Below are 22,352 nucleotides of genomic sequence, written 5' to 3'. Positions count from 1 at the left end.
GCCATGCAATCCCTCATCAATCGACAATTCGACTTCATGGGCAAGCGCCGCTATGCCTTCATCATCTCGGTGGCAACGCTGCTGATATCGGTGGTCGCGATACTGGTCCAGGGCCTCAACCTGGGACTCGATTTCACCGGCGGTACCCTGGTCGAAGTCCGCTATGCCACGGCACCGGCGCTCAGTGCAGTGCGCGAGACCCTGGAGGCCGCCGGCTTCAAGGACGTGGCGGTGCAGACCTTCGGCGCCTCCACCGAGGTGTTGATTCGTCTGCAGCAAGCCTTCGATGCCGGTGTCGGCGACCAGGTCGTCGACCTGCTCCGCCAGGGCGGCAACAGCGTGGATCTGGTGCGTGCCGAGTTCGTCGGCGCCCAGGTCGGTGACCAGCTACGCGACCAGAGCGGCATGGGCATGCTGGTGGCCCTGGGCGTCGTCGTGCTCTACGTGGCCTTCCGCTTCCAGTACAAGTTCGCCATCGGCGCCCTGCTGGCCCTGGGCCACGATGTCTTCATCGTGCTTGGCGTCTTTGCGCTGTTCGGCTTCGAGTTCGACCTGACGGTGTTGGCAGCGGTGCTGGCGGTGATCGGTTACTCGCTCAACGACACCATCGTGGTCTACGATCGCATCCGCGAGAACATTCGCAAGTCGCGCATCGACGACATGCCCGCCATCTTCAACGAATCCATCAACCAGACCCTGTCGCGGACCCTCGCGACATCCGGTACCACGCTTCTGGTGGTGCTGGCCCTGATGATTCTTGGCGGCGACATGATTCACTTCTTCGCCGTGGCACTGTTCATCGGCATCACGGTCGGGACCTTCTCGTCCATCTATGTCTCCGCCGCTTTGCTGCTGCCCCTCAAGCTGCAACGCGCGGACCTGATGCCGGCACAGAAGGAAGACGCAGAAGCCGAAGAAGAACTGCCCTGATCGCTCCCCCGAAAGGGCAGCCCGACAAAAAGAGCCACCCGGCATGCCGGGTGGCTCTTTTTTCATCCAGCGGCATCGGCAAAAAGCTCGATACCGCGACTCGATCACTCGCTAAGCTACGCCCTGGGCATCAGGGCGAAAGACTTCACGAGCGTGGTGATACAGCACACCGGAATAGCCATTGCGCTGCAGCACCTTGAGAATCTTGGCGGGGTTTTCGTCATCGAGGGCGCGACGCAGCTTGTCCCGCTGCTCGTCATCGAGGGCCTCGTGCCAATGGTACGGCTCGCCATTCGCGCTGGCCGCCTCGGCGCGGCGCATCAAGTCCATCTCGACGCGCCCACCATAGCGGTACAGGAGATCATAGCCTTCCTGGAGGTGCAGCGCCGGCACGTCACAGGGTTTCTCCAGGCTTTCCAGCACGTTGTAGTAGTAATAGCTGAGCGGTTGCATCGTCACTCCTCTCGCATGTGGTGTTCATGACCCGGCGAGACCGGGGGGCATGAAACCGGTGACCGGAAGAGTCACCGGCTACCTTCAACGTACACCGACTCATCGATCTCGAACAGTCTCGAGAACGTTACGAGATGTTGTTCAGACGCCATGCTTGAACAGGCGCCGATCAGAAGTGAGGCTTGAGCTGTTGCACCAGCGTCTTGTAGAGGCGCGGGCCAGCGGCCATCAGCGGCTGGCTGGTCGAGACAGACGGCTGGCCATCCGGCGCGCCCATCAGGGCACCGGCTTCCTTGAGCAGCAGCGAGCCGACCTGCAGATCCTGCTCATCCAGGCCGAGCGCGAAGGCCGCATCGACGCGCCCGGAGGCCAGATCGGCCAGATCCAGCAGGGGAGCGCCGGAAGAGCGCATCAAATCGATTCGCGGCGCCAGTTGCTGGACCAGCGTCAGGTGGGTAGGCAACAGGCGAGACCGAAACTCGCTTTCGGGCAGACCCATGGCAACGCGCGCGCCATCGATCGTGTGATGCTTGGGCACACGAATGCGCTTGCCGTTGAGCTGGGCGCCGCGCCCACGGCTCATCAGGTACTCATCATCGCTGAACGGACAGATCACCACCGCATGCTCCGGTCGGCCCTTGACCAGGCACACCAGCGACAGCGCGAAGCCGGGAGCGGCAACGGTGAGGTTGGAATAGCCATGAAACGGTTCGATGCGCCACAGGACATCGCGACCTTCACGCTCGCCTTCGCGATGCGGCGTATAGCGGCCAACGACACCGTGCTGCGGATACCCACGCGCCAGTTGCCGCTGGATCAACGTCTCGGCGTTACGGGCAGTATCCTCGAGCAGCTTGTCGAGGTTATGTTCTTCATGAGCGTTCTCGATGCGCTCGCGAATGCGCAGGAATTGCTCGCCGGCACTGCGCGAGGCACGCAGTGCGAATTGGACCATCGGATGCATGATCGGGCCTTGAGGAGTCGGTGATGTTAAAGAACGGGATGTGACAACGATGTCTCTTGGGTGGCGCGAATCCTAGCAGAAACGCTCCGATCGCGCTACGCAGCCCGCAGCCCGCAGCCCGCAGCCCGCAGCCCGCAGCCCGCAGCCCGCAGCCCGCAGCCCGCAGCCCGCAGCGTCATGCTAGACTGGCGCCACATCCCCTTGATAGTCCCCAATTGGAAGTCCCTCATGCTCGAGCGCATACGCATCGTCCTGATCGGCACCAGTCACCCCGGCAACATCGGCGGCACGGCCCGCGCCATGCACAACATGGGGCTGACGGACCTGGCACTGGTGGCGCCGCGCTGCGAACCCCTCACGGCAGACACCGTCTCCAGGGCCTCCGGCGCCGACACGCTGGTCCACAACGCCAGAACGGTCGACAACCTGGAAGACGCGGTCGGCGACTGCACCCTGGTGGTGGGCGCCAGCGCTCGCTCACGCACTCTCCCCTGGCCGATGATCACACCGCGCGAGCTGGGCGAGCGCTTGCCGGCCGAACTGTCCTCGACGCAAGGGCGGGTCGCCCTGGTCTTCGGTCGAGAGGACAGCGGCCTGACCAACACCGAGCTGCAGCGCTGCCATGCCCATGTGCACATTCCCACCAACCCGGACTTCAGCTCCCTGAACCTGGCTGCCGCCGTCCAGGTGCTGGCCTACGAGTGCCGTCTCGCCTGCCTGACCGAGACAACCGACTCCGCCGAACCGGAAGCGGCACCGCTGGCGACCCACGAGGAACTCGAACATTACTTCGCGCACCTGGAGCGCTGCCTGATCGCCATCGGCTTTTACGACCCGGCCATGCCTCGCCAGTTGATGGCGCGCCTGCGGCGCTTCACCCTGCGGGCTCGCCCAGAGCGCATGGAGCTCAACATCCTGAGGGGCATCCTCACCGCCACTCAGCGCCAGGCCGAACGCCACAAGGACGAGTGAACCTTCGCTTGAACCCCGCTCGGGCGACCCCCAATATGACAGACAACGACTCGCTCCCATCCAAGGACCGCCGCATGTTTCAACGTCTGCGCGAGGACATCAACAGCGTATTCGCCCGCGACCCGGCGGCACGCAATTTCCTGGAAGTGCTGACCAACTATCCGGGCCTGCACGCGCTGCTGCTCCACCGCCTGAGCCACTGGCTCTGGCATCGCAACCTCAAGTGGCTGGCTCGCACCTTGTCGACCCTCGGGCGCTGGTTGACCGGCATCGAGATCCACCCCGGCGCCAGCATCGGCCGGCGTTTCTTCATCGATCACGGCATGGGTGTGGTCATCGGTGAAACCGCCGAGGTCGGCGACGATGTCACGCTCTACCAGGGCGTGACTCTGGGGGGCACCAGCTGGAACCATGGTAAGCGTCACCCGACACTGGGCGACGGCGTGATCGTCGGGGCCGGCGCCAAGATCCTCGGTCCCTTCACCGTCGGGGCCGGCGCCAAGATCGGCTCCAATGCCGTGATCACCAAGGAGGTGCCGGTCGGTGCCACCGTAGTGGGCATTCCCGGCAAGGTCGTGCAGCGCAACGACCCGGACAAGGAGGAAACCCTCCAGGTCGATCCCGAGCGCCGCGAAGCCATGTGCCGCAAGTTCGGGTTCGATGCCTATGGCGTCAGTCAGGACATGCCCGACCCCGTGGCGCGTTCCATGCAGGCCATGCTCGATCACATGCATGCCGTGGACGAGCGCATCGAGCGCATGTGCTCCACGCTGCGACAAATCGACGCCAGCTTCCGCGACGGCCACCTGCCGGAACTGCGCGACGAAGACTTTGCCGACATCCTCGACGACGTCGACAGCTGCTGCCCTCCTCCCGAGGACGACACCCCGTCCCAGGACCAAGCCAAGGGCCAGGCCAAGGACGCGGAGCGCGACAAGCCGCGCCGCGAAGAAGACACGGTGAGCGACCGCCACGGCAATGGTTGACCGCCCTACTGGGTCTTTATCATAATGTTCAATCCACCCGGTGCCTCCATGGGCGCCGGGCCGATCAACGACCACCGACGTCCGCAACGGTGCCGAGGTGAACACCCCATGCGCCTGACCACCAAGGGACGCTACGCCGTCACCGCCATGCTCGACCTGGCGATGCATGCCGACGAGGGGCCGATCTGCCTCGCTGACATCGCCAAGCGTCAGGAAATCTCGCTTTCCTATCTCGAGCAGCTGTTCGCCCGCCTGCGGCGTCGGGGCCTGGTGGAAAGCGTACGAGGACCGGGCGGCGGCTATCTGCTGACTCTTGCGCCGGAAACCATCTCGGTGGCCAGAGTGATCGACGCCGTGGACGAGTCAGTGGATGCCACGCGTTGTGGCGGCATGTCGGACTGCCAGCAGGGAGAAACCTGCCTCACGCATCACCTATGGTGCGAGTTGTCCGAGCAGATCCACGGGTTTCTCGACGGCGTCACCCTGGGCCAGCTGGCCCGCCGCGACGAGTTCCGGGCCATCGCCACGCGGCAGCGCCGCGTCGCCGACAAGCAGATCCCGGCATCATCGCCCTGAGCCGACGGCCCGACCGTCTCCGATTCGCCATCACCGTTCCGAGCCCATGAGCGCACCCATTTATCTCGATTACGCCGCCACCACGCCCGTCGACCCCAGAGTCGCCGAGGTCATGAGCCGTCACCTCACGCTCGACGGCGTCTTTGCCAACCCTGCCTCGCGCAGCCACATGTCCGGCTGGCAGGCCGAGCAGGCCGTCGAGAGCGCGCGGCGACAGGTCGCCGACCTGATCGGCGCCGACCCCCGCGAGATCATCTGGACCAGCGGCGCCACCGAAGCCGACAACCTGGCATTGACCGGCATCATGCGCGCCAACCGGGAAAAGGGCCGCCACCTGATAACCTCGACCATCGAGCACAAGGCGGTGATCGATACGGCGCGGGCCCTGGAGCGGGAAGGCGTCGAGGTCACCTGGCTGACGCCCGGCGAAGATGGCCGCATCGCGCCTTCGGCGCTGCGCGAGGCCCTGCGCGACGACACCGTTCTGGTCTCGTTGATGGCAGTGAACAACGAGCTTGGCACGATCAACGACCTGGCGGACCTGGCCGAGGTCGCCCATGGCGGGGGCGCGCTTTTCCATACCGATGCCGCCCAGGCCGTGGGACGCCTGCCGCTGGATGTGACACAGCTCGGCATCGACCTGATGTCGCTCTCCGGGCACAAGGCGTATGGCCCCAAGGGCATCGGCGCACTCTACGTGAAGCGCGATCCGGACATCCGCGTGGAGGCCCTGATCCACGGCGGCGGCCACGAGCGCGGCATGCGCTCGGGCACGTTGCCGACCCATCAGATCGCCGGCATGGGGGAAGCCTTCGCCATCGCCGGACGCGAGGGCCAGGCCGACCAGCAACGCATTCAGGGGCTGCGCGACCGCCTGATCGAGGGACTCGAGGATCTCGACGGCATCCATCTCAACGGTGCCGCCGACGTCTCGGTGCCCAACATTCTCAACCTGGCCTTCACCGGGGTCGACGGAGAGTCACTGCTGATGGCCCTGCGCGACATCGCCGTGTCCACCGGTTCGGCCTGCAACTCTGCCAGCGTCGAGCCATCCTATGTATTAAAGGAGATCGGCGTTCCTCGGCAGCTGGCGCTGGCCTCGTTGCGTTTCAGCCTTGGCCGTTTCACCACCGAGGACGAAATCGATAGTACCATCGCCACTCTGCGGCATGCCCTGACCGGGCTACGCCGCTAACTCATCGAGCAGGAGGCCACCATGGCGACCCTTTCCATCACCACCGCCGCCGCCGAACAGATCCATCGGGTGCTCGACGAGCGCGGGCACGGCCTGGGGCTGCGGGTCACCGTCAAGCCCAGCGGCTGCTCGGGCTACAGCTACGTCCTCGACTTCGCCGACGAGGCATCGAACGACGACGTGGCTTTCGAGGAACACGGCGTCAAGGTCTTCGTCGCGCCGGACGCCCTGGAAATGCTCGATGGCAGCGAGGTCGACTATGTGTCGGAAGGGCTCAATCGCTTCTTCCGCTTCAACAACCCGAACGTCAAGGATGAGTGCGGCTGCGGCGAGAGCTTCAGCGTCTGAGTCCGCCTGACGACGCGAATTGTCCCTTCCCGCCTCGGGGCGGTATACTCTGCGCCCATTCGGCGCGTGGCGCCGGACCGCACGAATCACATGCCCAGCGCCGCCCTGGTTTCCCGGGGCGGCGCTGGGTTGTCACTGCCCGTTACCCAGACTGGAGAGCACGCCACATGGCCACTGAACGCACCCTGTCCATCATCAAGCCCGACGCCGTCGCCAAGAACGTCATCGGCGAGATCGAAAGCCGCTTCGAGAAGGCCGGTCTGAAGATCGTCGCCGCCAAGATGCTGCACCTCTCCCAGGAGCAGGCCGAGGGCTTCTACGCCGAGCACAAGGAGCGTCCCTTCTTCGGTGACCTGGTCGGCTTCATGACCTCCGGTCCGGTCGTGGTCCAGGTGCTGGAAGGCGAGAACGCCATTGCCGCCAATCGCGACCTGATGGGCGCCACCAACCCCAAGGAAGCCGAGGCCGGCACCATTCGCGCCGACTATGCCCAGTCCATCGACGCCAACGCCGTCCATGGTTCCGACTCCCCGGAGTCCGCGGCACGCGAAATCGCCTACTTCTTCGAGGAAAGCGAGATCTGCTCGCGCTGAGGAAACGCTGATTCATCGCCGTTCGCGATATCCATCAGTAGTTCCCTGGTGGCAGGTTTCCTGCCGAGCGGGAGCCATACGGCTCCCGCACCTTGCCCCAACGACCCACGATGCCCGCCATGACCGCTGATACCGCCCCACAACGCCCCAACCTGCTCGGCATGACGCGCGAGGAAATGGAGGCTTTCTTCCTTTCCATCGGCGAGAAGAAGTTTCGCGCCGCCCAGGTGATGAAATGGATTCACCAGGAAGGCTGCAGCGACTTCGCGTCCATGACCAACCTGTCCAAGGCCTTGCGGGCGCGGCTCTCCGAGGTCGCCGAGATCCGCGGGCCCAGCGTGGTCTACGAAGGCACTTCCAACGACGGCACCCGCAAGTGGGTATTGGAAGTCGAGGACGGCAGCTACGTCGAGACGGTGCTGATCCCGGCCGACAACGGCAAGCGTCGTACGCTGTGCGTCTCGTCCCAGGTCGGCTGCTCGCTGGACTGCAGTTTCTGCTCCACGGGCAAGCAAGGCTTCCAGCGCAACCTCACCGCCGCCGAGATCATCGGGCAGGTGTGGGTCGCCAGCAACAGCTTCGGGCCGCGCCACGACACCGCCAACCGTCCCGTCACCAATGTGGTGATGATGGGCATGGGCGAGCCGCTGCTGAATTACGACAATGTCGTCCCGGCGATGAAGCTGATGCTCGACGACTATGGCTACAGTCTCTCAAAGCGCCGCGTCACCCTTTCCACCTCCGGCGTGGTGCCGATGCTCGACCGCCTCGGCGACGAGCTCGACGTGAGCCTGGCCATCTCGCTGCATGCCGCCAACGACGAGCTGCGCAGCGAACTGGTGCCGCTCAACCGCAAGTACAACATTCGCACCCTGCTCGATGCCTGTCAGCGTTACCTGGCCAAGTGCGACGACACCCGCATGGTCACCATCGAGTACACCCTGATCAAGGACGTCAACGATCAGCAGGAGCATGCCCGCCAGCTCGCCGAGCTGCTGCAGGAGCTGCCCAGCAAGATCAACCTGATTCCGTTCAACCCGTTCCCCCATTCGGGATACGAGACACCGTCGCGCAACCAGGTAAAGCGCTTCCAACAGTGGCTCGCCGATCTGGGTTACACGGCGCCGATCCGCTCCACCCGCGGCGACGACATCGATGCCGCCTGCGGCCAGCTGGTGGGTCGCGTCAAGGATCGCACACGGCGGCACGAGCGCTATATCCAGTCGATCCAGCTCGACGCCGATTGAGCCGGCTCACGTCTTGACTTCAACCGGGCACGACGCTTTGATGGTCAGGCTTTTTTCACCATCGGTCAGGCATCGTGCCGCCCACTGCCACGATGCCTCAACGAGGATGCCATGACGGGTCGCCCGAGTCTCGACGGCTACCGACAATGCCGCATCGCGGTCCTTCTGATCGGCGCTCTGTGGTTGAGTGGTTGTGCCATGCGTGACGACCAGGCCCCGCGAGACGCCGATCCCGTCGAGGCCTACACACGCCTCGGCGAGGCCTATCTGGCCCGTGACGACCTGCAGCGTGCCTCCGAGGCCCTCGGCCATGCCCTGGAGCTGGCTCCCGGCGACGCCGAAGCACGCCAGGCAATGGCCATGGTCCATCAGCGCCGGGGCGACGATGCCCTGGCCGAAGAAAACTTTCGTGCTGCACTGCATGACGATCCCGATCTCACCCGAGCACGCAACAACTACGCTGCCTTCCTGTATGATCGGGGACGTATTAGAGAAGCGTGTCATCAGTTGCAACGCGCGAGCAAGGACACCCGCTACATCAACCGGGGCCAATTGCTCGTCAACCTGGGACGCTGCCAACGCGCAACCGGCGACGAAGCGGCGGCGCGAGCCAGCTTCGAACAGGCCTTGCGCATCGATCCCGGTCGACCCGGCGCCCATCTGCGTCTTGCCGAGCTCGATATCGCGCAAGGACGATTCGAGAATGCCGAGCGGCACCTGGAACGTTATCGGCGCCAAGCGGGTCCAGATGCAGCGTCAGCTCGCCTGGCCGACGACATCGCTCGCGCCCGGGGCGATCATGATCGACCGGCAACCTCGCGAGGCACGCCCTGAGCCCTGTTTTCCAATGAAGGATGCCACGCCATGAGCGACACACCCCTCCAGGAACCCGACGCTACCACGCCCCAGGCCTCGCCTGGCGAGCTGTTGCGTCGGGAGCGGGATGCCCTGGGACTATCGCGCGAGGAGGTCGCCGCGGCCCTCAATCTGCGTCCGGCCGTGATCGATGGCCTGGAGAACGACAGTTACGAGGAGGTGCCGATCGCCACCTACCGGCGCGGCTACCTGCGTAGCTATGCCAACCTGCTCGGTCTCGATGAGACACGAGTGCTGGCGGCCTACAAGGCACACTTCGGCAAGGACGACGAGCACAAGGTCACCCCCGTGCATGTCGTCAACAAGCCACCCTCGCGGATCGGCGCCTGGCTGTTCCGCCTCGCGACCCTGGTGGTCATCGCCGGGCTGATCGGCTTGACACTGATGTGGTGGCAAAGTCGCGGAGGCAGCGAGCCGCCGTCTCCCAACGACAGTGCCCCGGTCGCGGTCGACGGCATCGATGGCAACGCCGCCATCACCGAAGGCTCCGCGCCATCCGACGACGCCGCGGCATCATCGGCCGACGGTGCACAGTCATCCGCAGACGCTACCGACACCTCATCGCCGACCGGCTCCTCGGACGGGCCTGCCACCGACGAGAGCACGGCCCAGCCGGATGACGAGCCTGATCTGCTGTCGACAACCGACGAGGCGTCACCGGAAGCGACATCGGATGCCGACACGGCCGAGGCATCGGCGTCTGAGGAAGGCAACGGCCTGGCAGAAGGCAACGAGGCGTCCTCAGAGGCCGGCGACGAGGAGGCCGACTCGGCAACACAGGCCGATCCTCGCGTGCTGAACCTGACCTTCAACGAACAGTCCTGGACCGAGATCTTCGACGCCAACAACCAGCGCGTCTTCGTCGGCCTGCAGGAACCCGGCACCACGGCACGAGTCGAGGGCGACCCGCCCTTCCGGCTGACCGTGGGCAACGCAACCGGCGTCGAACTCCGTTGGGGCGGCGAAACCGTCGACCTTGTCGAACGCGCCGGCGCCAACAATGTCGCTCGCTTCACTTTGGGAGAGTGAGTCTCATGCACGCACCATCGCCCATCCAACGACGTCAATCTCGCCGCATTCATGTCGGTGACGTACCGGTCGGAGGCGGCGCCCCCATCTCCGTGCAGAGCATGACCAATACCGACACGCTCGACGTGGACGGCACCGTGGCGCAGATCCAGCAGCTGGAAAACGCCGGTGCCGACATCGTGCGCGTCTCGGTGCCGACCATGGAGGCCGCCGAAGCCTTCGGCCGTATCAAGCGCGCCGTGAATATCCCCCTGGTCGCCGATATCCACTTCGACTACCGCATCGCCCTGCGCGTCGCCGAACTCGGTGTCGACTGCCTGCGCATCAATCCCGGCAACATCGGTCGCGAAGACCGCGTCGCCGCGGTGGTCAGCGCTGCCCGCGACAACGGCATCCCGATCCGCATCGGCGTCAACGCCGGCTCGCTGGAAAAGGACCTGCAGAAGAAGTACGGCGAGCCGACACCGGCGGCACTGGTCGAATCCGCCATGCGCCATATCGACCATCTCGACCGTCTGGACTTCCCTGACTTCAAGGTCAGCGTCAAGGCGTCCGACGTGTTCATGGCCGTCGCTGCCTATCGGGAACTCGCCTCGCGCATCGAGCAGCCGCTGCATCTCGGCATTACCGAAGCCGGTGGCCTGCGTTCAGGTACCGTCAAGTCTTCCATCGGGCTGGGCATGTTGCTGATGGACGGCATCGGCGACACCATTCGTGTCTCGCTCGCCGCCGACCCGGTCGAGGAGGTCAAGGTCGGCTTCGACATGCTCAAGAGCCTGAGCCTGCGCGCCAAGGGCATCAATTTCGTCGCCTGCCCGAGCTGCTCGCGACAGAACTTCGATGTCATCGGTACCATGAACGCCCTCGAGGAGCGTCTGGAAGATGTCCTCACGCCCCTGGACGTTTCGGTCATCGGTTGCGTGGTCAACGGCCCGGGCGAAGCCAAGGAAAGCGACATCGGCCTGACGGGCGGAAGCCCCGCCAACCTCGTCTACATCGACGGCAAGCCGGCCAGCAAGTTGCGCAACGACCACCTGGTCGACGATCTCGAACGACTGATTCGTGACAAGGTCCGCGAGAAGCAGCAGGCGGAAAAGGACGTGATTGCCCGGGACGCCTGATCCCGGCACGTGAAGGAGTCATCATTGAGCAAGAAAATCCAGGCCATTCGAGGCATGAACGACCTGCTGCCGGCGCAAGCGCCCCTGTGGCAGTACTTCGAGCAACAGGTCCGCACGCTGATGGGTCGCTACGGATATGACGAGATCCGTACCCCCATCCTCGAGCAGACCGCCCTGTTCAAGCGCTCCATCGGCGAAGTCACCGATATCGTCGAAAAGGAAATGTACACCTTCGAGGACCGCAACGGCGACAGCCTGACCCTGCGGCCCGAGGGTACGGCAAGCTGTGTACGCGCCGCCATGGAGAATGGCCTGCTGCACAACCAGACTCAGCGTCTCTGGTATCAGGGCCCGATGTTCCGCCATGAGCGCCCGCAGAAAGGTCGCTATCGCCAGTTCCATCAGGTCGGCGTGGAAACCTTCGGCCTCGAAGGGCCGGATATCGACGCCGAGGTGATCCTGCTCTCGGCCCGCCTGTGGAAGCAGCTAGGCTTGTTCGAGCACGTGACCCTGGAGCTCAATTCCCTGGGATCGCCGGAGGCACGTGCCGCCTACCGCGACAAGCTGGTGAGCTATTTCGAGGCACACTTCGATGTGCTCGATGAGGATTCCCGCCGACGCCTGTCCACCAATCCGCTGCGCATCCTCGACTCCAAGAATCCGGCCATGGCGGACATGCTGGCCGATGCACCGCGCCTGATGGACCACCTGGACGACGCGTCCCGCGAGCACTTCACGCGCTTGACCGCCATCCTCGACGCCGCCGGTATCGAGTACGTGATCAATCCTCGCCTGGTGCGCGGGCTGGACTATTACTCGCGTACCGTCTTCGAATGGACCACCGACGCCTTGGGCAGCCAGGGCACGGTATGCGCCGGGGGACGCTACGACGGCCTGGTCGAGCAGCTCGGGGGCAAGCCGGTGCCGGCGGTCGGGTTCGCCATGGGCATCGAGCGGCTGATCCTGCTGCTCGAGACGCTGGAGCTCGTACCCGACGCCGCCCTCGACACCCTGGACGTCTACCTCTTGCCAATGGGTGACGCCGCCGAAGCCGCGGCCCTGGAACTGGCCGAACAGCTGCGCGACGAACTGCCAACGCTTCGCCTGCAGCTCCACTGTGGTGGCGGTGGCTTCAAGAGCCGCATCCGCAAGGCCGACAAGAGTGGCGCTCGCCTGGCATTGCTGCTTGGCGAGGAGGAACTCGCCGAGGGTGTCGTCACTCTCAAGTTCCTGCGCGAGGAGCGCGAACAGCGCCGCCTCGACCGCAACGAGCTCGCCTCGGCCCTCACCGACCTCTTGTCGGAAGCCTGACGGACCGCATATCGAATAAGGAGGCCGCCCGTGGCGGAACTGAGAACCGAAGAAGAACAGATAGAAGCCATCAAGCGCTGGTGGAAGGAGAACGGCGTATCCCTGCTGATCGGCGCAGCGATTGCCGCCGCCGGCGTCTTCGCCTGGAAGGCCTGGCAGGACTATCAGACCGGCCAGGCCGAAGCCGCTTCCCAGCGCTACCAGCAACTGCTGACCCTGAGCAGCCAGGACCAGGTCACTGACGCGGCTCGCGGCCAGGCAGAGGAACTGGTCGCCTCCCTCACCGAGGAACATGGCGACAGCCTCTACGCCGACATGGCCCGACTGCTCTCGGCTCGCCTGTCCGTGGAAGGTGGGGACCAGGCCGCGGCTCGCGAGACGCTGGAAGCGTTGATCGCCGACAGTGAGCACGCCTACCTAACCGGTCTGGCGCGACTCCGACTGGCGCGCCTTCAGGTCGCGGCCGATGAGCCCGAGGCGGCCCTCGACACCCTCGACGGCACGATTCCCGCCACCCTGTCTGCCCAACAGGCAGACATTCGCGGTGATGCGCACTTCGCCCTGGGCGAGACCTCCCAGGCCCGTGATGCCTGGCGCGAGGCCCTGCAGCTCGCCGAAGAGGGCGAGCGTCCGCTCTACGGCGTACAACTCAAGCTCGACAATCTGGGCGTTCAGGAGACCACGTCATGAAACCGACTCTGGCGATCGCCGCAACTGCGGCACTGGGACTGCTGGCAGGTTGCGCCGGCCAGGTGGATTCACAGAATCCGCCCCGGGAACTGCAGGACATCGCTCGCAGCACGTCCGTGAACACCCTGTGGGACGAGCAGATCGGTGACGGCATGGGGCTCGGCGGCTACACCCTCACGCCCGCTCGGGACGGCGATACCCTGTTCGCCGCCGACCAACACGGCCTGGTGATGGCGCTGGACGCCGACACCGGCGAAATCCGCTGGGAACATGAGCTCGACAACGGCGCCTCCAGTAGCCTGACTGCCGTGGCCGGTGGCGTCTATCTCGGCACGCGCAACGGTGAAGTCGTGGCACTGGACCAGTCCAGCGGCGAGGAAGTCTGGCGTTCTCGCGTCAGCAGCGAAGTGCTTTCCGCCCCTCAGATCAACAGTCAGCTGGTGGTGGTGCAGAGCGTCGACGGCAATGTCACTGCCCTCGATCGCGCCAGCGGCTCGGAACGCTGGGTCTATACGTCATCACGCCCCTCGCTGACCCTGCGCACCACCGGTACGCCGCGGATCATCGACGCGGTCACCTTCGCCGGCCTGGCCAATGGTCGACTGGTGACCATCGAGAACGGCAGCGGCCGGGCCCTGTGGGAGCGGCGCATCGCCACTCCCGAAGGACGCAGCGACATCGAGCGCATGGTCGACCTGGTCGGCCAACCCGTGCTGACCCCTGACGGCCGCCTCTATGTCACCAGCTACAATGGCCGCCTGGTGGCCCTCCAGGCCACTAGTGGCCAGGTACTGTGGTCGCGGGACGTGCCCAGCTACCACACGCCCGTGCTGGTGGACGACACTCTCTACGTCGTCGATGATGACAGCCACCTGGTCGCCCTGTCGGCCAGCAACGGCGAGCAACGCTGGCGTCTCGACGATCTCGCGGGCCGCCAGTTGACGGCTCCCGCCTTCGCCGATGGCCGTCTGGTGGTGGGGGATTTCGAAGGTTATCTGCATGTCATCGACGCCGAGAATGGTACCTTGGTCGGCCGCACCGAAATCGACGGCTCCGGTATCAGCGCGCGCCCGCTCACCGATGGCAATCGCGTCTATGCAATGGCCGACGACGGTAGCCTGGAGGCTCTGGAACTCAACCCATGAATCCCGTTATTGCCCTGGTCGGGCGCCCCAACGTGGGCAAGTCGACCCTGTTCAACCGCCTGACCCGCTCGCGCGACGCGCTGGTGGCCGACTTCCCGGGCCTGACCCGGGACCGCAAGTACGGCAACGGCGTGCTCGGTGGCAAGACCTATACGGTCATCGACACAGGTGGTATCAGCGGCGATGAGGAAGGCATCGACGTCGCCATGGCCGAGCAGTCGCTGCAGGCCATCGACGAGGCCGACATCGTGCTGTTCATGGTCGATGGACGCAGTGGCCTCAACGTGGCCGATGAAGCCATCGCCAACCATCTGCGCGTCAACCAGAAGAAGACCTGGCTGGTCGTCAACAAGACCGACGGCCTCGAGGAACACTCGGCCATGGCCGACTTCTGGCAGCTCGGCATCGGCGAGCCGCGCTCCATCGCCGCCGCCCACGGACGCAATGTCACCGCCCTGATAGAGGAAGTGCTCGAGCCCTTCCCCGAGCGTGATGCGGACATTCCCGCCGACACCGGCACGTCGGGTATTCGTATCGGAGTGATCGGACGGCCCAATGTGGGCAAGTCGACCCTGGTCAACCGACTGCTCGGCGAGGAGCGCGTGGTGGTCTTCGACGAGGCGGGCACGACACGCGACGCCATCGAGATCCCCTTCGAGCGTCGTGGCAAGCCTTACGTGCTGGTCGATACCGCCGGCGTCCGCCGTCGCAAGAACGTCCGCGAGGTCGCCGAGAAGTTCTCGATCATCAAGACGCTGGAAGCCATCAAGGAGTGCCATGTCGCCGTCATGGTGTTGGATGCCAGAAGCGGCCTGGTCGAGCAGGACCTGCACCTGCTCGACTATGTGCTGACCAGCGGCCGGGCCCTCGTGCTGGCCGTCAACAAGTGGGACGGCCTCGAGAGCGAAGCCAAGGACAAGATGCGCACCGAGATCAAGCGCCGTCTGGGTTTCGCCGACTATGCCGAGCTGCACTTCATCTCGGCGCTGCACGGCACGGCGGTGGGCGATCTCTATCCCTCGATCGAGCGCGCCTTCGAATCGGCCAACAGCCACTGGTCGACCAACCGCCTGACCAATATCCTTCAGGACGCCGTGGAGCAGCACCAGCCGCCGATGATCCATGGCCGCCGCATCAAGCTGCGCATGGCCCACCAGGGCGGTACCAACCCACCGATCATCGTGGTCCACGGCAACCAGACCGCCTCGCTGCCCGAAGCCTACAAGCGCTACCTGACCAACACCTTCCGCAAGGTGCTCAAGGTGCGCGGCACTCCGATGCGCTTCGAGTTCCGTTCAGGCAAGAACCCCTACGACAACATGGCCGGCGCCAACGATCGCGAGAAGGCCAAGAAGCGTGAGCTCGACCGCACCCGCTCGGCACGACGCGGCCGACGCTGAACCTCCAAGCGTCACGCCAACATTGCCGCAAAGCAGCGCGCCGCCCCCGGGCGGCGCGCTGCGTTCTGGGCGGCGCTACGCCTCGACACCTCACCCCTCAAGGCGCAGGCGCCCTACCCATTGGCAAGCAAACTGCCAGGCTACCCGACCACTTCGCCCGCCACGCAGGGTGGCATAGCGAACCGCCTCGGTTCGGGCCTCGTCATTCCAGTCGCCATCGTCTCCCAACCAGGTCACCCAGTGCGCGCAGGCCTGCAAATAGGTCGCCTGGTCGAAGGGGCGAAAACTCAGCCAGAGGCCGAAACGATCCGAAAGCGAGATCTTCTCTTCCACGGCATCGCCATGATGCAGCTCCTCGCCCACCAGCCGAGAATCGTCATTGTCGCTCATCGACTCCGGCAGCAGGTGGCGCCGGTTGGACGTGGCATACAGCAGGACATTCTCGGGCGGGCCGGTCAGCGTGCCGTCGAGCACACTCTTCAGGGCCTTGTAGGCATCGTCATGCCCTTCAAAAGACAGATCATCGCAATAGACCACGAAGCGATGCGGCTCGCGACGCAGGCGTTCGACCAGCACTGGCAGGGCGGCCAGGTCATGACGATCCACCTGCACCAAGCGAAGTCCCTCCTCGGCCAGGTCATTGAGCAAGGCCCTCACCAACGACGACTTGCCGCCTCCCCGAGCGCCCCACAGCAGGGCATGGTTGGCCGGATAGCCCTGCAGAAAGGCCCGCGTGTTGTCGACCAGCGCCTGTTTCTGTCGCTCGATCCCGAGCAGGTCGTCCAGGCGCATGGCATCCCTGGGTGGCACCGGGGTCAGACTGCCGCCCAGGGCATGTCGCTGCCAGAGGGCAGCCACATCACGCTGCCAGTCGACCTCTACCGGTGTCGGCGGCAACCAGGGCTCCACACGCTCCAGTACACCCAGCAGGCGCCTGGCCAGTTCATCGTCCATCACGTCGTTCTCCCTACTTGTCTCGCGGCCTTCTATCAGGCCCTTGCCATGACGGCGCACCGAGCGGGCACCATCACGACACGGCCAAAGGGCATGATGCCATACTCTGCCTCTTCCCCCGCCCTCGGTTGACCCGCCGGGCAGGCACGGTATCTTGTCATCGAGCACTGCCCCGCACCCGGGGCCGATTCTTGGAGGAAACCAATATGCGCTGGATGCACTGCCTCGCCATAGGGGCGCTCGGGCTCGCCCTGGCGGCCTGCACGACCTCGCCGACCGGACGCTCGCAGTTGATGCTGATGTCCGACGATGAGCTCGATCAGATGGGCGCCAAGGCATTCGCCCAGTATCAAAGCGACCGGCCCACCGTCAGCGGCGCGCCCTTGCGATATGTGCAGTGCATCACCGATGCGGTGGTGCGGGTGCTGCCTGCCGAGGCACGCCAGGAGAACTGGCAGGTACGCGTCTTCAAGGACGACTCGGCCAATGCGTTCGCCTTGCCCGGCGGCTATGTCGGCGTGAACACCGGCCTGCTCGATATCGCCACCAATCAGGACCAGGTAGCCTCGGTGATCGGCCACGAGATCGGCCACGTGCTGGCTCACCATGCCAATGAGCGGGCCTCGACCCAGAGCGCCACCCAGATTGGCATGACGGTGGCTTCAGTGGCCGCCGCCGCTGCCGGCATCCAGGGAGCGAACCATGACATGGCCATGTCGGCACTCGGCATGGGGGCCCAGTACGGTGTCCAGTTGCCCTTCTCGCGCAGCCACGAGCGCGAGGCTGACAAGATCGGTCTGCAATTGATGGCCCAGGCCGGCTTCGACCCCCGCGCCAGCATCGTTCTGTGGCATAACATGAGCGAAGCCGGCGGAGGCCAGCCTCCGGAGTGGATGTCCACTCACCCCAGCCATGGCAACCGTATCCAGGGCCTTCAGGCCAACATGGAGACTGCCCTGGCCAGCTACCGACAGGCCCGTCAGTCCGGCCGCACGCCGCACTGCCAATAGCCCCTGATCATCAACGCAGGCGCACCACGCGCTTGCCGACGCCCCTGACGTCGTCGTTGAATAGCCCGCAGAAGGCTCGCGGCCAGCCAGTGAAGCCATCCACCACGTCAAGGGGCGCCACCACCTCTTCCCACCGTGCCATTTCCCTCTGGAAGCCCTCCCAGTGAGCAGCTTCGTGGCCCGGCACCACGAAGGGTTGCAGGTGTCCGCCCGCCGCTGTCAGACGAGACAGGTTACGAGGTGCGCGACGCGGCTCGGGCGAGTTGTACTGACCGACCAGCCCGCACAGCACCACGCGGCCTCCAGGCGCCAGAGCCTCGATGGCTGCTTCGAAGACATCACCGCCCACGTTCTCGATGCTCAGATCGATCCCCTCCGGGGCGACGTCGGCCAGTCGCGATGCGATGCCGCTGTCGTGGTGATCCAGCGCCGCCGCCACCCCCAGCCGATCGATCAACCAGTCGCGCCTGGCGGCATTGCCGGCGGTGGCGATGACTCGCGCCCCGGCACGATGCGCCCACTGGATGGCCAGGCTGCCCACCGCGCCAGCCCCGGCGGATACCAGCACGGTCTCGCCGGCCTGGGGACGACCGTAGAGACGCATGGCCAGCCAGGCGGTGAAGCCCGTCATGCCACGGGTATGTAACCAGCGCTCGGGAGAGGGCGTATCGGCGGGCAACGTCAGGGGCGGCAGGTCAGGCGACGCGCCGGGGCCCAGCCGGCAACGCTCGGCCACGGGCATGTGGCCGACTACCCAGTCGCCTTCGCGCCAGGCACTGCGGGATGCAATGACCCGCGCCAGCCCCCAGGCGGAAAGCGCATCGCCGGGCCGCCATCGCGTCAGGTAGTCATATCCCTCGGGTTGCATGCGCGTGCGCATGTAGGGATCCACCGACAGCCAATGGGGTTCCAGCCAAGCCTCACCCTGACCAGGTGCTTCGAGAGGGACGCGATGACACGCGAAATCTTCGGGGACAGGACACCCTCGAGGCGTTCGAGCCAGATGCCAGGCACGGACGGTCGCCGCTCCGGACCTCACAGCGAGCAGCGCAGACTATCCAGCACGGGGGCCACATCCGGGCGCTTGCCGCGCCACAGCAGGAAGGACTCGGCCGCCTGCCCCACCAGCATGCCCAGCCCGTCGATGCCACGGGCACCGCGCTCGCCGGCCCAGCGCAGGAAGACGGTGGGCTCGCTGCCGTACATCATGTCGTAGGCGACACCGCCCTCGGCGAAGAGGTCGTCGGGCAAGGGCGGCAGGTCGCCGGCGAGACTGGCACTGGTGCCGTTGATGACCAGGTCGAAGGGACCGTGCACGGCGTCGAAGCCGCCACCCGCCACCTCGCCGAGATCCGCGAAATCGGCGGCCAGCGCCTCGGCCTTGGCCGCCGTGCGATTGGCAATGTACAGGCCGGCCGGCCCAGCCTCGAGCAGCGGCTCCAGCACGCCGCGCACCGCTCCCCCGGCGCCCAGCACCAGGATACGGGCGCCGATCAACTCGACATCCTGGCGGCGCAGGTCACCGACCAGCCCCAGGCCGTCGGTGGTGTCGCCGCGCGTCCGGCCATCCGCGTCCAGTACCAAGGTATTCACCGCCCCGGCCCGCCGGGCGCGGGGACTCAGGGTATCGCAAAGCTGATGCGCCTGTTCCTTGAACGGCACCGTGACGTTGGCTCCCCGACCGCCATCGGCCGTGAAGGCCCGCCAGGCACCGGCAAAGTCGTCCACGGGCGCCTCGATGGCGACGTATTCGATCGCCTCACCGGTCTGTTCGGCGAAGGCGGCGTGGATGGTCGGCGACTTCGAGTGGCCGACAGGATGGCCGAACACACAGTACCGATCCGTCATCGGGCAGCCTCCTCCCCGGCCGACTCACCGAGCCAGTCCCGGGGGCGCAGATAGTCGTTCAACTCGGCTTCGGGACTGCCCGCCTCGGGCTCCCAGCCGTACTCCCAACGTGCCAGGGGCGGCATCGACATCAGGATCGATTCGGTACGCCCACCGCTCTGCAGTCCGAACAGGGTACCGCGGTCCCAGACCAGGTTGAATTCCACGTACCGCCCTCGGCGATACAACTGGAAATCGCGTTCGCGCTGCCCCCAGGGTGTCGCGCGGCGCCGCTGAACGATGGGGAGGTAGGCATCGAGGAAGCTGTCGCCCACTGCACGCTGGAAGTCGAAGCAACGCGCAAAGCCTCCCTCGTTCAGGTCGTCGAAGAAGAGGCCGCCGACCCCACGGGTCTCGTCGCGATGCTTGAGCGTGAAGTAGTCGTCACACCACGCCTTGTAGCGCGGATAGACCTCCTCGCCGAAAGGCGCGCAAGCGTCCCGGGCGACACGATGCCAATGGCGGACATCATCGAGAACGGGATAGAAGGGCGTCAGGTCGTAGCCTCCCCCGAACCACCAAACCGGTTCTTCGCCTGCCTTGTCGGCAATCAGGAAGCGCACGTTGCCATGACTGGTGGGCACATGGGGATTCTCCGGATGCAGTACCCAGGAGACGCCCACCGCATGGAAGCCCCGCCCCGCCAGTTCCGGCCGCGCGGCCGAAGCGGACGCCGGCAGTGCCGCCCCGTGCACATGGGAGAAGTTGACACCGCCCTTTTCGAACACCCCACCGTTCTCGATCACCCGGGAACGGCCACCTCCGCCTTCCTCGCGACGCCAGCTATCCTCGCGAAAGCCGGCCTGGCCATCCTCGACGGCCAAGGCATTACACAGGCGGTCCTGCAGGTCGAGCAGATACGTCTTGACGTCATCGAGATGTGCGTGTGCCACAAAGCCTCCTCGGAAAGCAACAGGTGGGAAAGCACGGAATGAAGCCCAAGGAGAGCGCCTCCTCAGGCCCGCAAGACCTGGCCGGTGGCCAGATCACGAATGGTGCTGGGACGGGTGTGCCCCCCAAGAGGGCCATCGAACAGGGCATCCAGCTCGTCACCGAAGATGCGCGTCACTTCCTCGGCACTCATCGCCGAGGGCTCGCCGGCCCGATTGGCCGACGTGGACACCAGCGGCCCTCCGAAGGCGCGACACAATTCGCCGACCAGCGGATGATCACTGACGCGCAATGCCACCCTGTCATGCTCTCCCCTGACCAGCTCGGCAGCACGCCCGTTATCGGGCACCAGCCAGGTCGTCGGCTGAGGCTGCGGCTCGGCCAGCACCGCGCGGCGCTCCTCCGGCAACCCTTCCAGCCAGGGCGAGAACTGTTCGAGGCTGGCCGCCACCAGGATCACGCCTTTGGCTGGGTCGCGGCGCTTGATGCGCAGCAGGCGAGTCAGGGCCGAAGCGTCATCCGGGTCGCATCCCAGCCCCCAGACGGCTTCGGTGGGATAGGCGATCACGCCCCCGGCGCGCAGGGCGTCCACGGTGTTGTCGAGGGAAGTTGCCTGAAGCATGGCCGATGCATCCGAACCTGATGATGACATGGCTGGATTCTATCACGCCCCCGACGACGTCGGCAGGCGTACCCAGCCTCCCGCCGCCTGACTCGCCCGTCCTTCCAGCTCCAGCGCCAGCAGGCGACGCTGGCAATCCGAGACCGCCAATCCGCTCAAATCGACCAGCGCATCCACGGGGGTGGGCGTATCACTGAGCCAGGCCAGCAAGGGATCCGTGTCCGTCGACGCCTCTGGGGCGCGACGATTCACCACAGGCGTGACGCCCCATTGAGCGAGTTCGGCGAGAATGTCATCCACGCCCCTCACCAGGGCAGCCCCCTCCCGGATCAGGTGCAGACAGCCACTCGCCTGGGGATTGTGTATCGAACCAGGCAGGGCGAAGACCTCTCGCCCCTGCTCGGCCGCCAGCCGGGCGCTGACCAGCGAACCACTGCGCTCGGCGGCCTCCACCACCAGCACGCCTCGGGAAAGGCCGGTAATGATGCGATTGCGCCGCGGGAAGAAGCCCGCTCGTGCCCGGGTACCTGGCGGGTGTTCGGAAAGCAGCAGCCCGCCGGAGCCGCGCAGCCGCTCATGGAGGCACCGATGACGGGCCGGATAGACCACATCAACACCGCACCCCAGCACCGCAACGCTGCACCCACCGGCGTCCAGAGCGGCCTGCTGGGCGATGCCATCGACCCCCAGCGCCATGCCGCTGACCACGCACCACCCTCGTTCGGCAAGTCCTCGGGCAAAACCGGCGGCGTTGCCGCTGCCCTCGCGGGTCGGACGGCGGGTTCCCACCATCGCCAGGCGCGGCGCCTCGAGGGCATCGAGATCCCCCAAGGCCCAGAGTACCGGTGGTGGATCGGCGATCTGGCCCAAGGTCTCGGGCCAGGCTGGGTGATCGGGATGCAACAGGTGGCGTTCGGGCGAGGCCGCGAGCCACTCGCGTTCGGTGGCGAGTCGCGCCGCCAGCGGGCTCTGGGCGGGATGCTCGAGATACAACCGTAGTGCCTGGGCGGCCGGACGCGGCAAAGCCGCCAACCAGCCATCCGGCCAGGGCGGGTCGCTAGCCGCCAGTTCGGCGAGTCGTGCAGCCCCCATCCCCGGCAACAGGGACAGGGCCAGCCAGTCCGTGGCGCTGCGCTGCATGGGCGAATCTCC

Annotated in this window: 24 protein-coding genes; 16 read left to right on the top strand and 8 right to left on the bottom strand. The window is 65.7% G+C overall.

Annotation, left to right across the window (positions count from 1 at the left end; translation table 11 throughout):
* Positions 1-3 precede the first annotated feature (3 nt).
* A complete protein-coding gene (gene secF / locus A9O65_RS03430; protein ID WP_064698890.1) occupies positions 4-930 on the top strand; it encodes a protein translocase subunit SecF in 927 nt (308 codons plus the stop codon).
* Positions 931-1,041: 111 nt separating this feature from the next.
* Here the strand turns inward: secF and A9O65_RS03425 are convergent, their stop codons facing one another.
* Both A9O65_RS03425 and A9O65_RS03420 read right to left on the bottom strand, forming a co-directional pair.
* Positions 1,042-1,383, bottom strand: coding sequence for a hypothetical protein (locus A9O65_RS03425; protein ID WP_064700894.1), 342 nt, complete (start codon positions 1,381-1,383; stop codon positions 1,042-1,044).
* Between the two features lie 169 nt (positions 1,384-1,552).
* The gene (locus tag A9O65_RS03420; RefSeq protein WP_064700893.1) at positions 1,553-2,347 is read right to left on the bottom strand and encodes an inositol monophosphatase family protein; all 795 of its coding nucleotides are present in this window, start codon (positions 2,345-2,347) and stop codon (positions 1,553-1,555) included.
* Positions 2,348-2,575: 228 nt separating this feature from the next.
* Here A9O65_RS03420 and trmJ point away from each other — a divergent pair, with 228 nt between their 5' ends.
* The 14 genes from trmJ to der all read left to right on the top strand — a co-directional run bounded on the left by trmJ (position 2,576) and on the right by der (position 15,836).
* On the top strand, positions 2,576-3,319 hold the full coding sequence (gene trmJ / locus A9O65_RS03415) for a tRNA (cytosine(32)/uridine(32)-2'-O)-methyltransferase TrmJ (RefSeq protein WP_064701367.1): 744 nt from the start codon (positions 2,576-2,578) through the stop codon (positions 3,317-3,319).
* Positions 3,320-3,393: 74 nt separating this feature from the next.
* On the top strand, positions 3,394-4,305 hold the full coding sequence (cysE, locus tag A9O65_RS03410) for a serine O-acetyltransferase (protein WP_064700891.1): 912 nt from the start codon (positions 3,394-3,396) through the stop codon (positions 4,303-4,305).
* 108 nt (positions 4,306-4,413) lie between these two features.
* The gene (locus tag A9O65_RS03405; RefSeq protein ID WP_064700890.1) at positions 4,414-4,881 is read left to right on the top strand and encodes an Rrf2 family transcriptional regulator; all 468 of its coding nucleotides are present in this window, start codon (positions 4,414-4,416) and stop codon (positions 4,879-4,881) included.
* A 46-nt stretch (positions 4,882-4,927) separates the two neighbouring features.
* A complete protein-coding gene (locus A9O65_RS03400) occupies positions 4,928-6,076 on the top strand; it encodes an IscS subfamily cysteine desulfurase (RefSeq protein WP_064700889.1) in 1,149 nt (382 codons plus the stop codon).
* A gap of 21 nt (positions 6,077-6,097) precedes the next feature.
* A complete protein-coding gene (locus A9O65_RS03395; protein WP_064700888.1) occupies positions 6,098-6,424 on the top strand; it encodes a HesB/IscA family protein in 327 nt (108 codons plus the stop codon).
* Between the two features lie 167 nt (positions 6,425-6,591).
* Entirely contained in the window at positions 6,592-7,017 is a 426-nt protein-coding gene (ndk, locus tag A9O65_RS03390) for a nucleoside-diphosphate kinase (protein ID WP_064700887.1), read from the top strand.
* Positions 7,018-7,136: 119 nt separating this feature from the next.
* Positions 7,137-8,264: a dual-specificity RNA methyltransferase RlmN gene (gene rlmN / locus A9O65_RS03385; protein WP_122983331.1), complete on the top strand. Its 1,128-nt coding sequence runs from the start codon at positions 7,137-7,139 to the stop codon at positions 8,262-8,264.
* A gap of 111 nt (positions 8,265-8,375) precedes the next feature.
* Positions 8,376-9,098 (top strand): type IV pilus biogenesis/stability protein PilW, encoded by a 723-nt coding sequence (gene pilW, locus A9O65_RS03380; protein WP_064700885.1) that lies wholly within the window; start codon positions 8,376-8,378, stop codon positions 9,096-9,098.
* A 30-nt stretch (positions 9,099-9,128) separates the two neighbouring features.
* The gene (locus A9O65_RS03375) at positions 9,129-10,169 is read left to right on the top strand and encodes a RodZ domain-containing protein (RefSeq protein WP_064700884.1); all 1,041 of its coding nucleotides are present in this window, start codon (positions 9,129-9,131) and stop codon (positions 10,167-10,169) included.
* Between the two features lie 5 nt (positions 10,170-10,174).
* Positions 10,175-11,290 (top strand): flavodoxin-dependent (E)-4-hydroxy-3-methylbut-2-enyl-diphosphate synthase, encoded by a 1,116-nt coding sequence (gene ispG / locus A9O65_RS03370; protein WP_064700883.1) that lies wholly within the window; start codon positions 10,175-10,177, stop codon positions 11,288-11,290.
* 24 nt (positions 11,291-11,314) lie between these two features.
* Positions 11,315-12,601 (top strand): histidine--tRNA ligase, encoded by a 1,287-nt coding sequence (gene hisS / locus A9O65_RS03365; protein ID WP_074749323.1) that lies wholly within the window; start codon positions 11,315-11,317, stop codon positions 12,599-12,601.
* A 30-nt stretch (positions 12,602-12,631) separates the two neighbouring features.
* Positions 12,632-13,291 (top strand): YfgM family protein, encoded by a 660-nt coding sequence (locus tag A9O65_RS03360; protein WP_064700882.1) that lies wholly within the window; start codon positions 12,632-12,634, stop codon positions 13,289-13,291.
* The gene (bamB, locus tag A9O65_RS03355; protein WP_064700881.1) at positions 13,288-14,436 is read left to right on the top strand and encodes an outer membrane protein assembly factor BamB; all 1,149 of its coding nucleotides are present in this window, start codon (positions 13,288-13,290) and stop codon (positions 14,434-14,436) included. Before A9O65_RS03360 ends, bamB begins: the two co-directional genes overlap by 4 nt.
* A complete protein-coding gene (gene der, locus A9O65_RS03350) occupies positions 14,433-15,836 on the top strand; it encodes a ribosome biogenesis GTPase Der (RefSeq protein ID WP_064700880.1) in 1,404 nt (467 codons plus the stop codon). Before bamB ends, der begins: the two co-directional genes overlap by 4 nt.
* 90 nt (positions 15,837-15,926) lie before the next feature.
* Here der and A9O65_RS03345 read toward each other — a convergent pair whose 3' ends face one another.
* Positions 15,927-16,790, bottom strand: a complete 864-nt coding sequence (locus A9O65_RS03345; protein ID WP_064700879.1) for an ATP-binding protein — start codon at positions 16,788-16,790, stop codon at positions 15,927-15,929.
* 206 nt (positions 16,791-16,996) lie between these two features.
* Here A9O65_RS03345 and A9O65_RS03340 point away from each other — a divergent pair, with 206 nt between their 5' ends.
* Positions 16,997-17,800: a M48 family metallopeptidase gene (locus A9O65_RS03340; protein ID WP_064701365.1), complete on the top strand. Its 804-nt coding sequence runs from the start codon at positions 16,997-16,999 to the stop codon at positions 17,798-17,800.
* A gap of 10 nt (positions 17,801-17,810) precedes the next feature.
* On the opposite strand, the gene A9O65_RS03335 is transcribed toward A9O65_RS03340, so the two are convergent.
* From A9O65_RS03335 to dprA, 5 genes are all read right to left on the bottom strand, one after another.
* The gene (locus A9O65_RS03335) at positions 17,811-18,839 is read right to left on the bottom strand and encodes an MDR family NADP-dependent oxidoreductase (RefSeq protein ID WP_074749324.1); all 1,029 of its coding nucleotides are present in this window, start codon (positions 18,837-18,839) and stop codon (positions 17,811-17,813) included.
* Positions 18,836-19,648 carry a shikimate dehydrogenase gene (gene aroE / locus A9O65_RS03330; RefSeq protein WP_064701363.1) on the bottom strand — a complete coding sequence of 271 codons (813 nt, stop codon included), beginning with the start codon at positions 19,646-19,648 and terminating at the stop codon, positions 18,836-18,838. Before aroE ends, A9O65_RS03335 begins: the two co-directional genes overlap by 4 nt.
* Positions 19,645-20,580 (bottom strand): oxygen-dependent coproporphyrinogen oxidase, encoded by a 936-nt coding sequence (gene hemF, locus A9O65_RS03325; RefSeq protein ID WP_064701362.1) that lies wholly within the window; start codon positions 20,578-20,580, stop codon positions 19,645-19,647. The genes aroE and hemF overlap by 4 nt, the downstream gene beginning before the upstream one ends.
* Positions 20,581-20,642: 62 nt before the next feature.
* On the bottom strand, positions 20,643-21,200 hold the full coding sequence (gene tsaC / locus A9O65_RS03320) for an L-threonylcarbamoyladenylate synthase type 1 TsaC (protein WP_064700898.1): 558 nt from the start codon (positions 21,198-21,200) through the stop codon (positions 20,643-20,645).
* A gap of 42 nt (positions 21,201-21,242) precedes the next feature.
* Entirely contained in the window at positions 21,243-22,340 is a 1,098-nt protein-coding gene (gene dprA, locus A9O65_RS03315; RefSeq protein WP_064701361.1) for a DNA-processing protein DprA, read from the bottom strand.
* Between the last annotated feature and the right edge of the window lie 12 nt (positions 22,341-22,352).

Origin of the sequence: Halomonas caseinilytica (assembly GCF_001662305.1) — a bacterium.
GTDB lineage: Bacteria > Pseudomonadota > Gammaproteobacteria > Pseudomonadales > Halomonadaceae > Halomonas > Halomonas caseinilytica.
The sequence above is the reverse complement of the archived record's forward strand: the minus strand, read 5'-3'. Positions and strand labels throughout refer to the sequence as shown.

Coding starts and splice junctions, on each gene's coding strand:
- ispG (WP_064700883.1), top strand. CDS start 10,175: ATGCACGCACCATCGCCCATCCAACGACGTCAATCTCGCCGCATTCAT.
- trmJ (WP_064701367.1), top strand. CDS start 2,576: ATGCTCGAGCGCATACGCATCGTCCTGATCGGCACCAGTCACCCCGGC.
- A9O65_RS03405 (WP_064700890.1), top strand. CDS start 4,414: ATGCGCCTGACCACCAAGGGACGCTACGCCGTCACCGCCATGCTCGAC.
- dprA (WP_064701361.1), bottom strand. CDS start 22,340: ATGCAGCGCAGCGCCACGGACTGGCTGGCCCTGTCCCTGTTGCCGGGG.
- der (WP_064700880.1), top strand. CDS start 14,433: ATGAATCCCGTTATTGCCCTGGTCGGGCGCCCCAACGTGGGCAAGTCG.
- A9O65_RS03340 (WP_064701365.1), top strand. CDS start 16,997: ATGCGCTGGATGCACTGCCTCGCCATAGGGGCGCTCGGGCTCGCCCTG.
- cysE (WP_064700891.1), top strand. CDS start 3,394: ATGTTTCAACGTCTGCGCGAGGACATCAACAGCGTATTCGCCCGCGAC.
- A9O65_RS03400 (WP_064700889.1), top strand. CDS start 4,928: ATGAGCGCACCCATTTATCTCGATTACGCCGCCACCACGCCCGTCGAC.
- secF (WP_064698890.1), top strand. CDS start 4: ATGCAATCCCTCATCAATCGACAATTCGACTTCATGGGCAAGCGCCGC.
- bamB (WP_064700881.1), top strand. CDS start 13,288: ATGAAACCGACTCTGGCGATCGCCGCAACTGCGGCACTGGGACTGCTG.
- A9O65_RS03395 (WP_064700888.1), top strand. CDS start 6,098: ATGGCGACCCTTTCCATCACCACCGCCGCCGCCGAACAGATCCATCGG.
- A9O65_RS03425 (WP_064700894.1), bottom strand. CDS start 1,383: ATGCAACCGCTCAGCTATTACTACTACAACGTGCTGGAAAGCCTGGAG.
- A9O65_RS03420 (WP_064700893.1), bottom strand. CDS start 2,347: ATGCATCCGATGGTCCAATTCGCACTGCGTGCCTCGCGCAGTGCCGGC.
- rlmN (WP_122983331.1), top strand. CDS start 7,137: ATGACCGCTGATACCGCCCCACAACGCCCCAACCTGCTCGGCATGACG.
- A9O65_RS03345 (WP_064700879.1), bottom strand. CDS start 16,790: ATGGACGATGAACTGGCCAGGCGCCTGCTGGGTGTACTGGAGCGTGTG.
- pilW (WP_064700885.1), top strand. CDS start 8,376: ATGACGGGTCGCCCGAGTCTCGACGGCTACCGACAATGCCGCATCGCG.
- ndk (WP_064700887.1), top strand. CDS start 6,592: ATGGCCACTGAACGCACCCTGTCCATCATCAAGCCCGACGCCGTCGCC.
- aroE (WP_064701363.1), bottom strand. CDS start 19,648: ATGACGGATCGGTACTGTGTGTTCGGCCATCCTGTCGGCCACTCGAAG.
- tsaC (WP_064700898.1), bottom strand. CDS start 21,200: ATGCTTCAGGCAACTTCCCTCGACAACACCGTGGACGCCCTGCGCGCC.
- A9O65_RS03375 (WP_064700884.1), top strand. CDS start 9,129: ATGAGCGACACACCCCTCCAGGAACCCGACGCTACCACGCCCCAGGCC.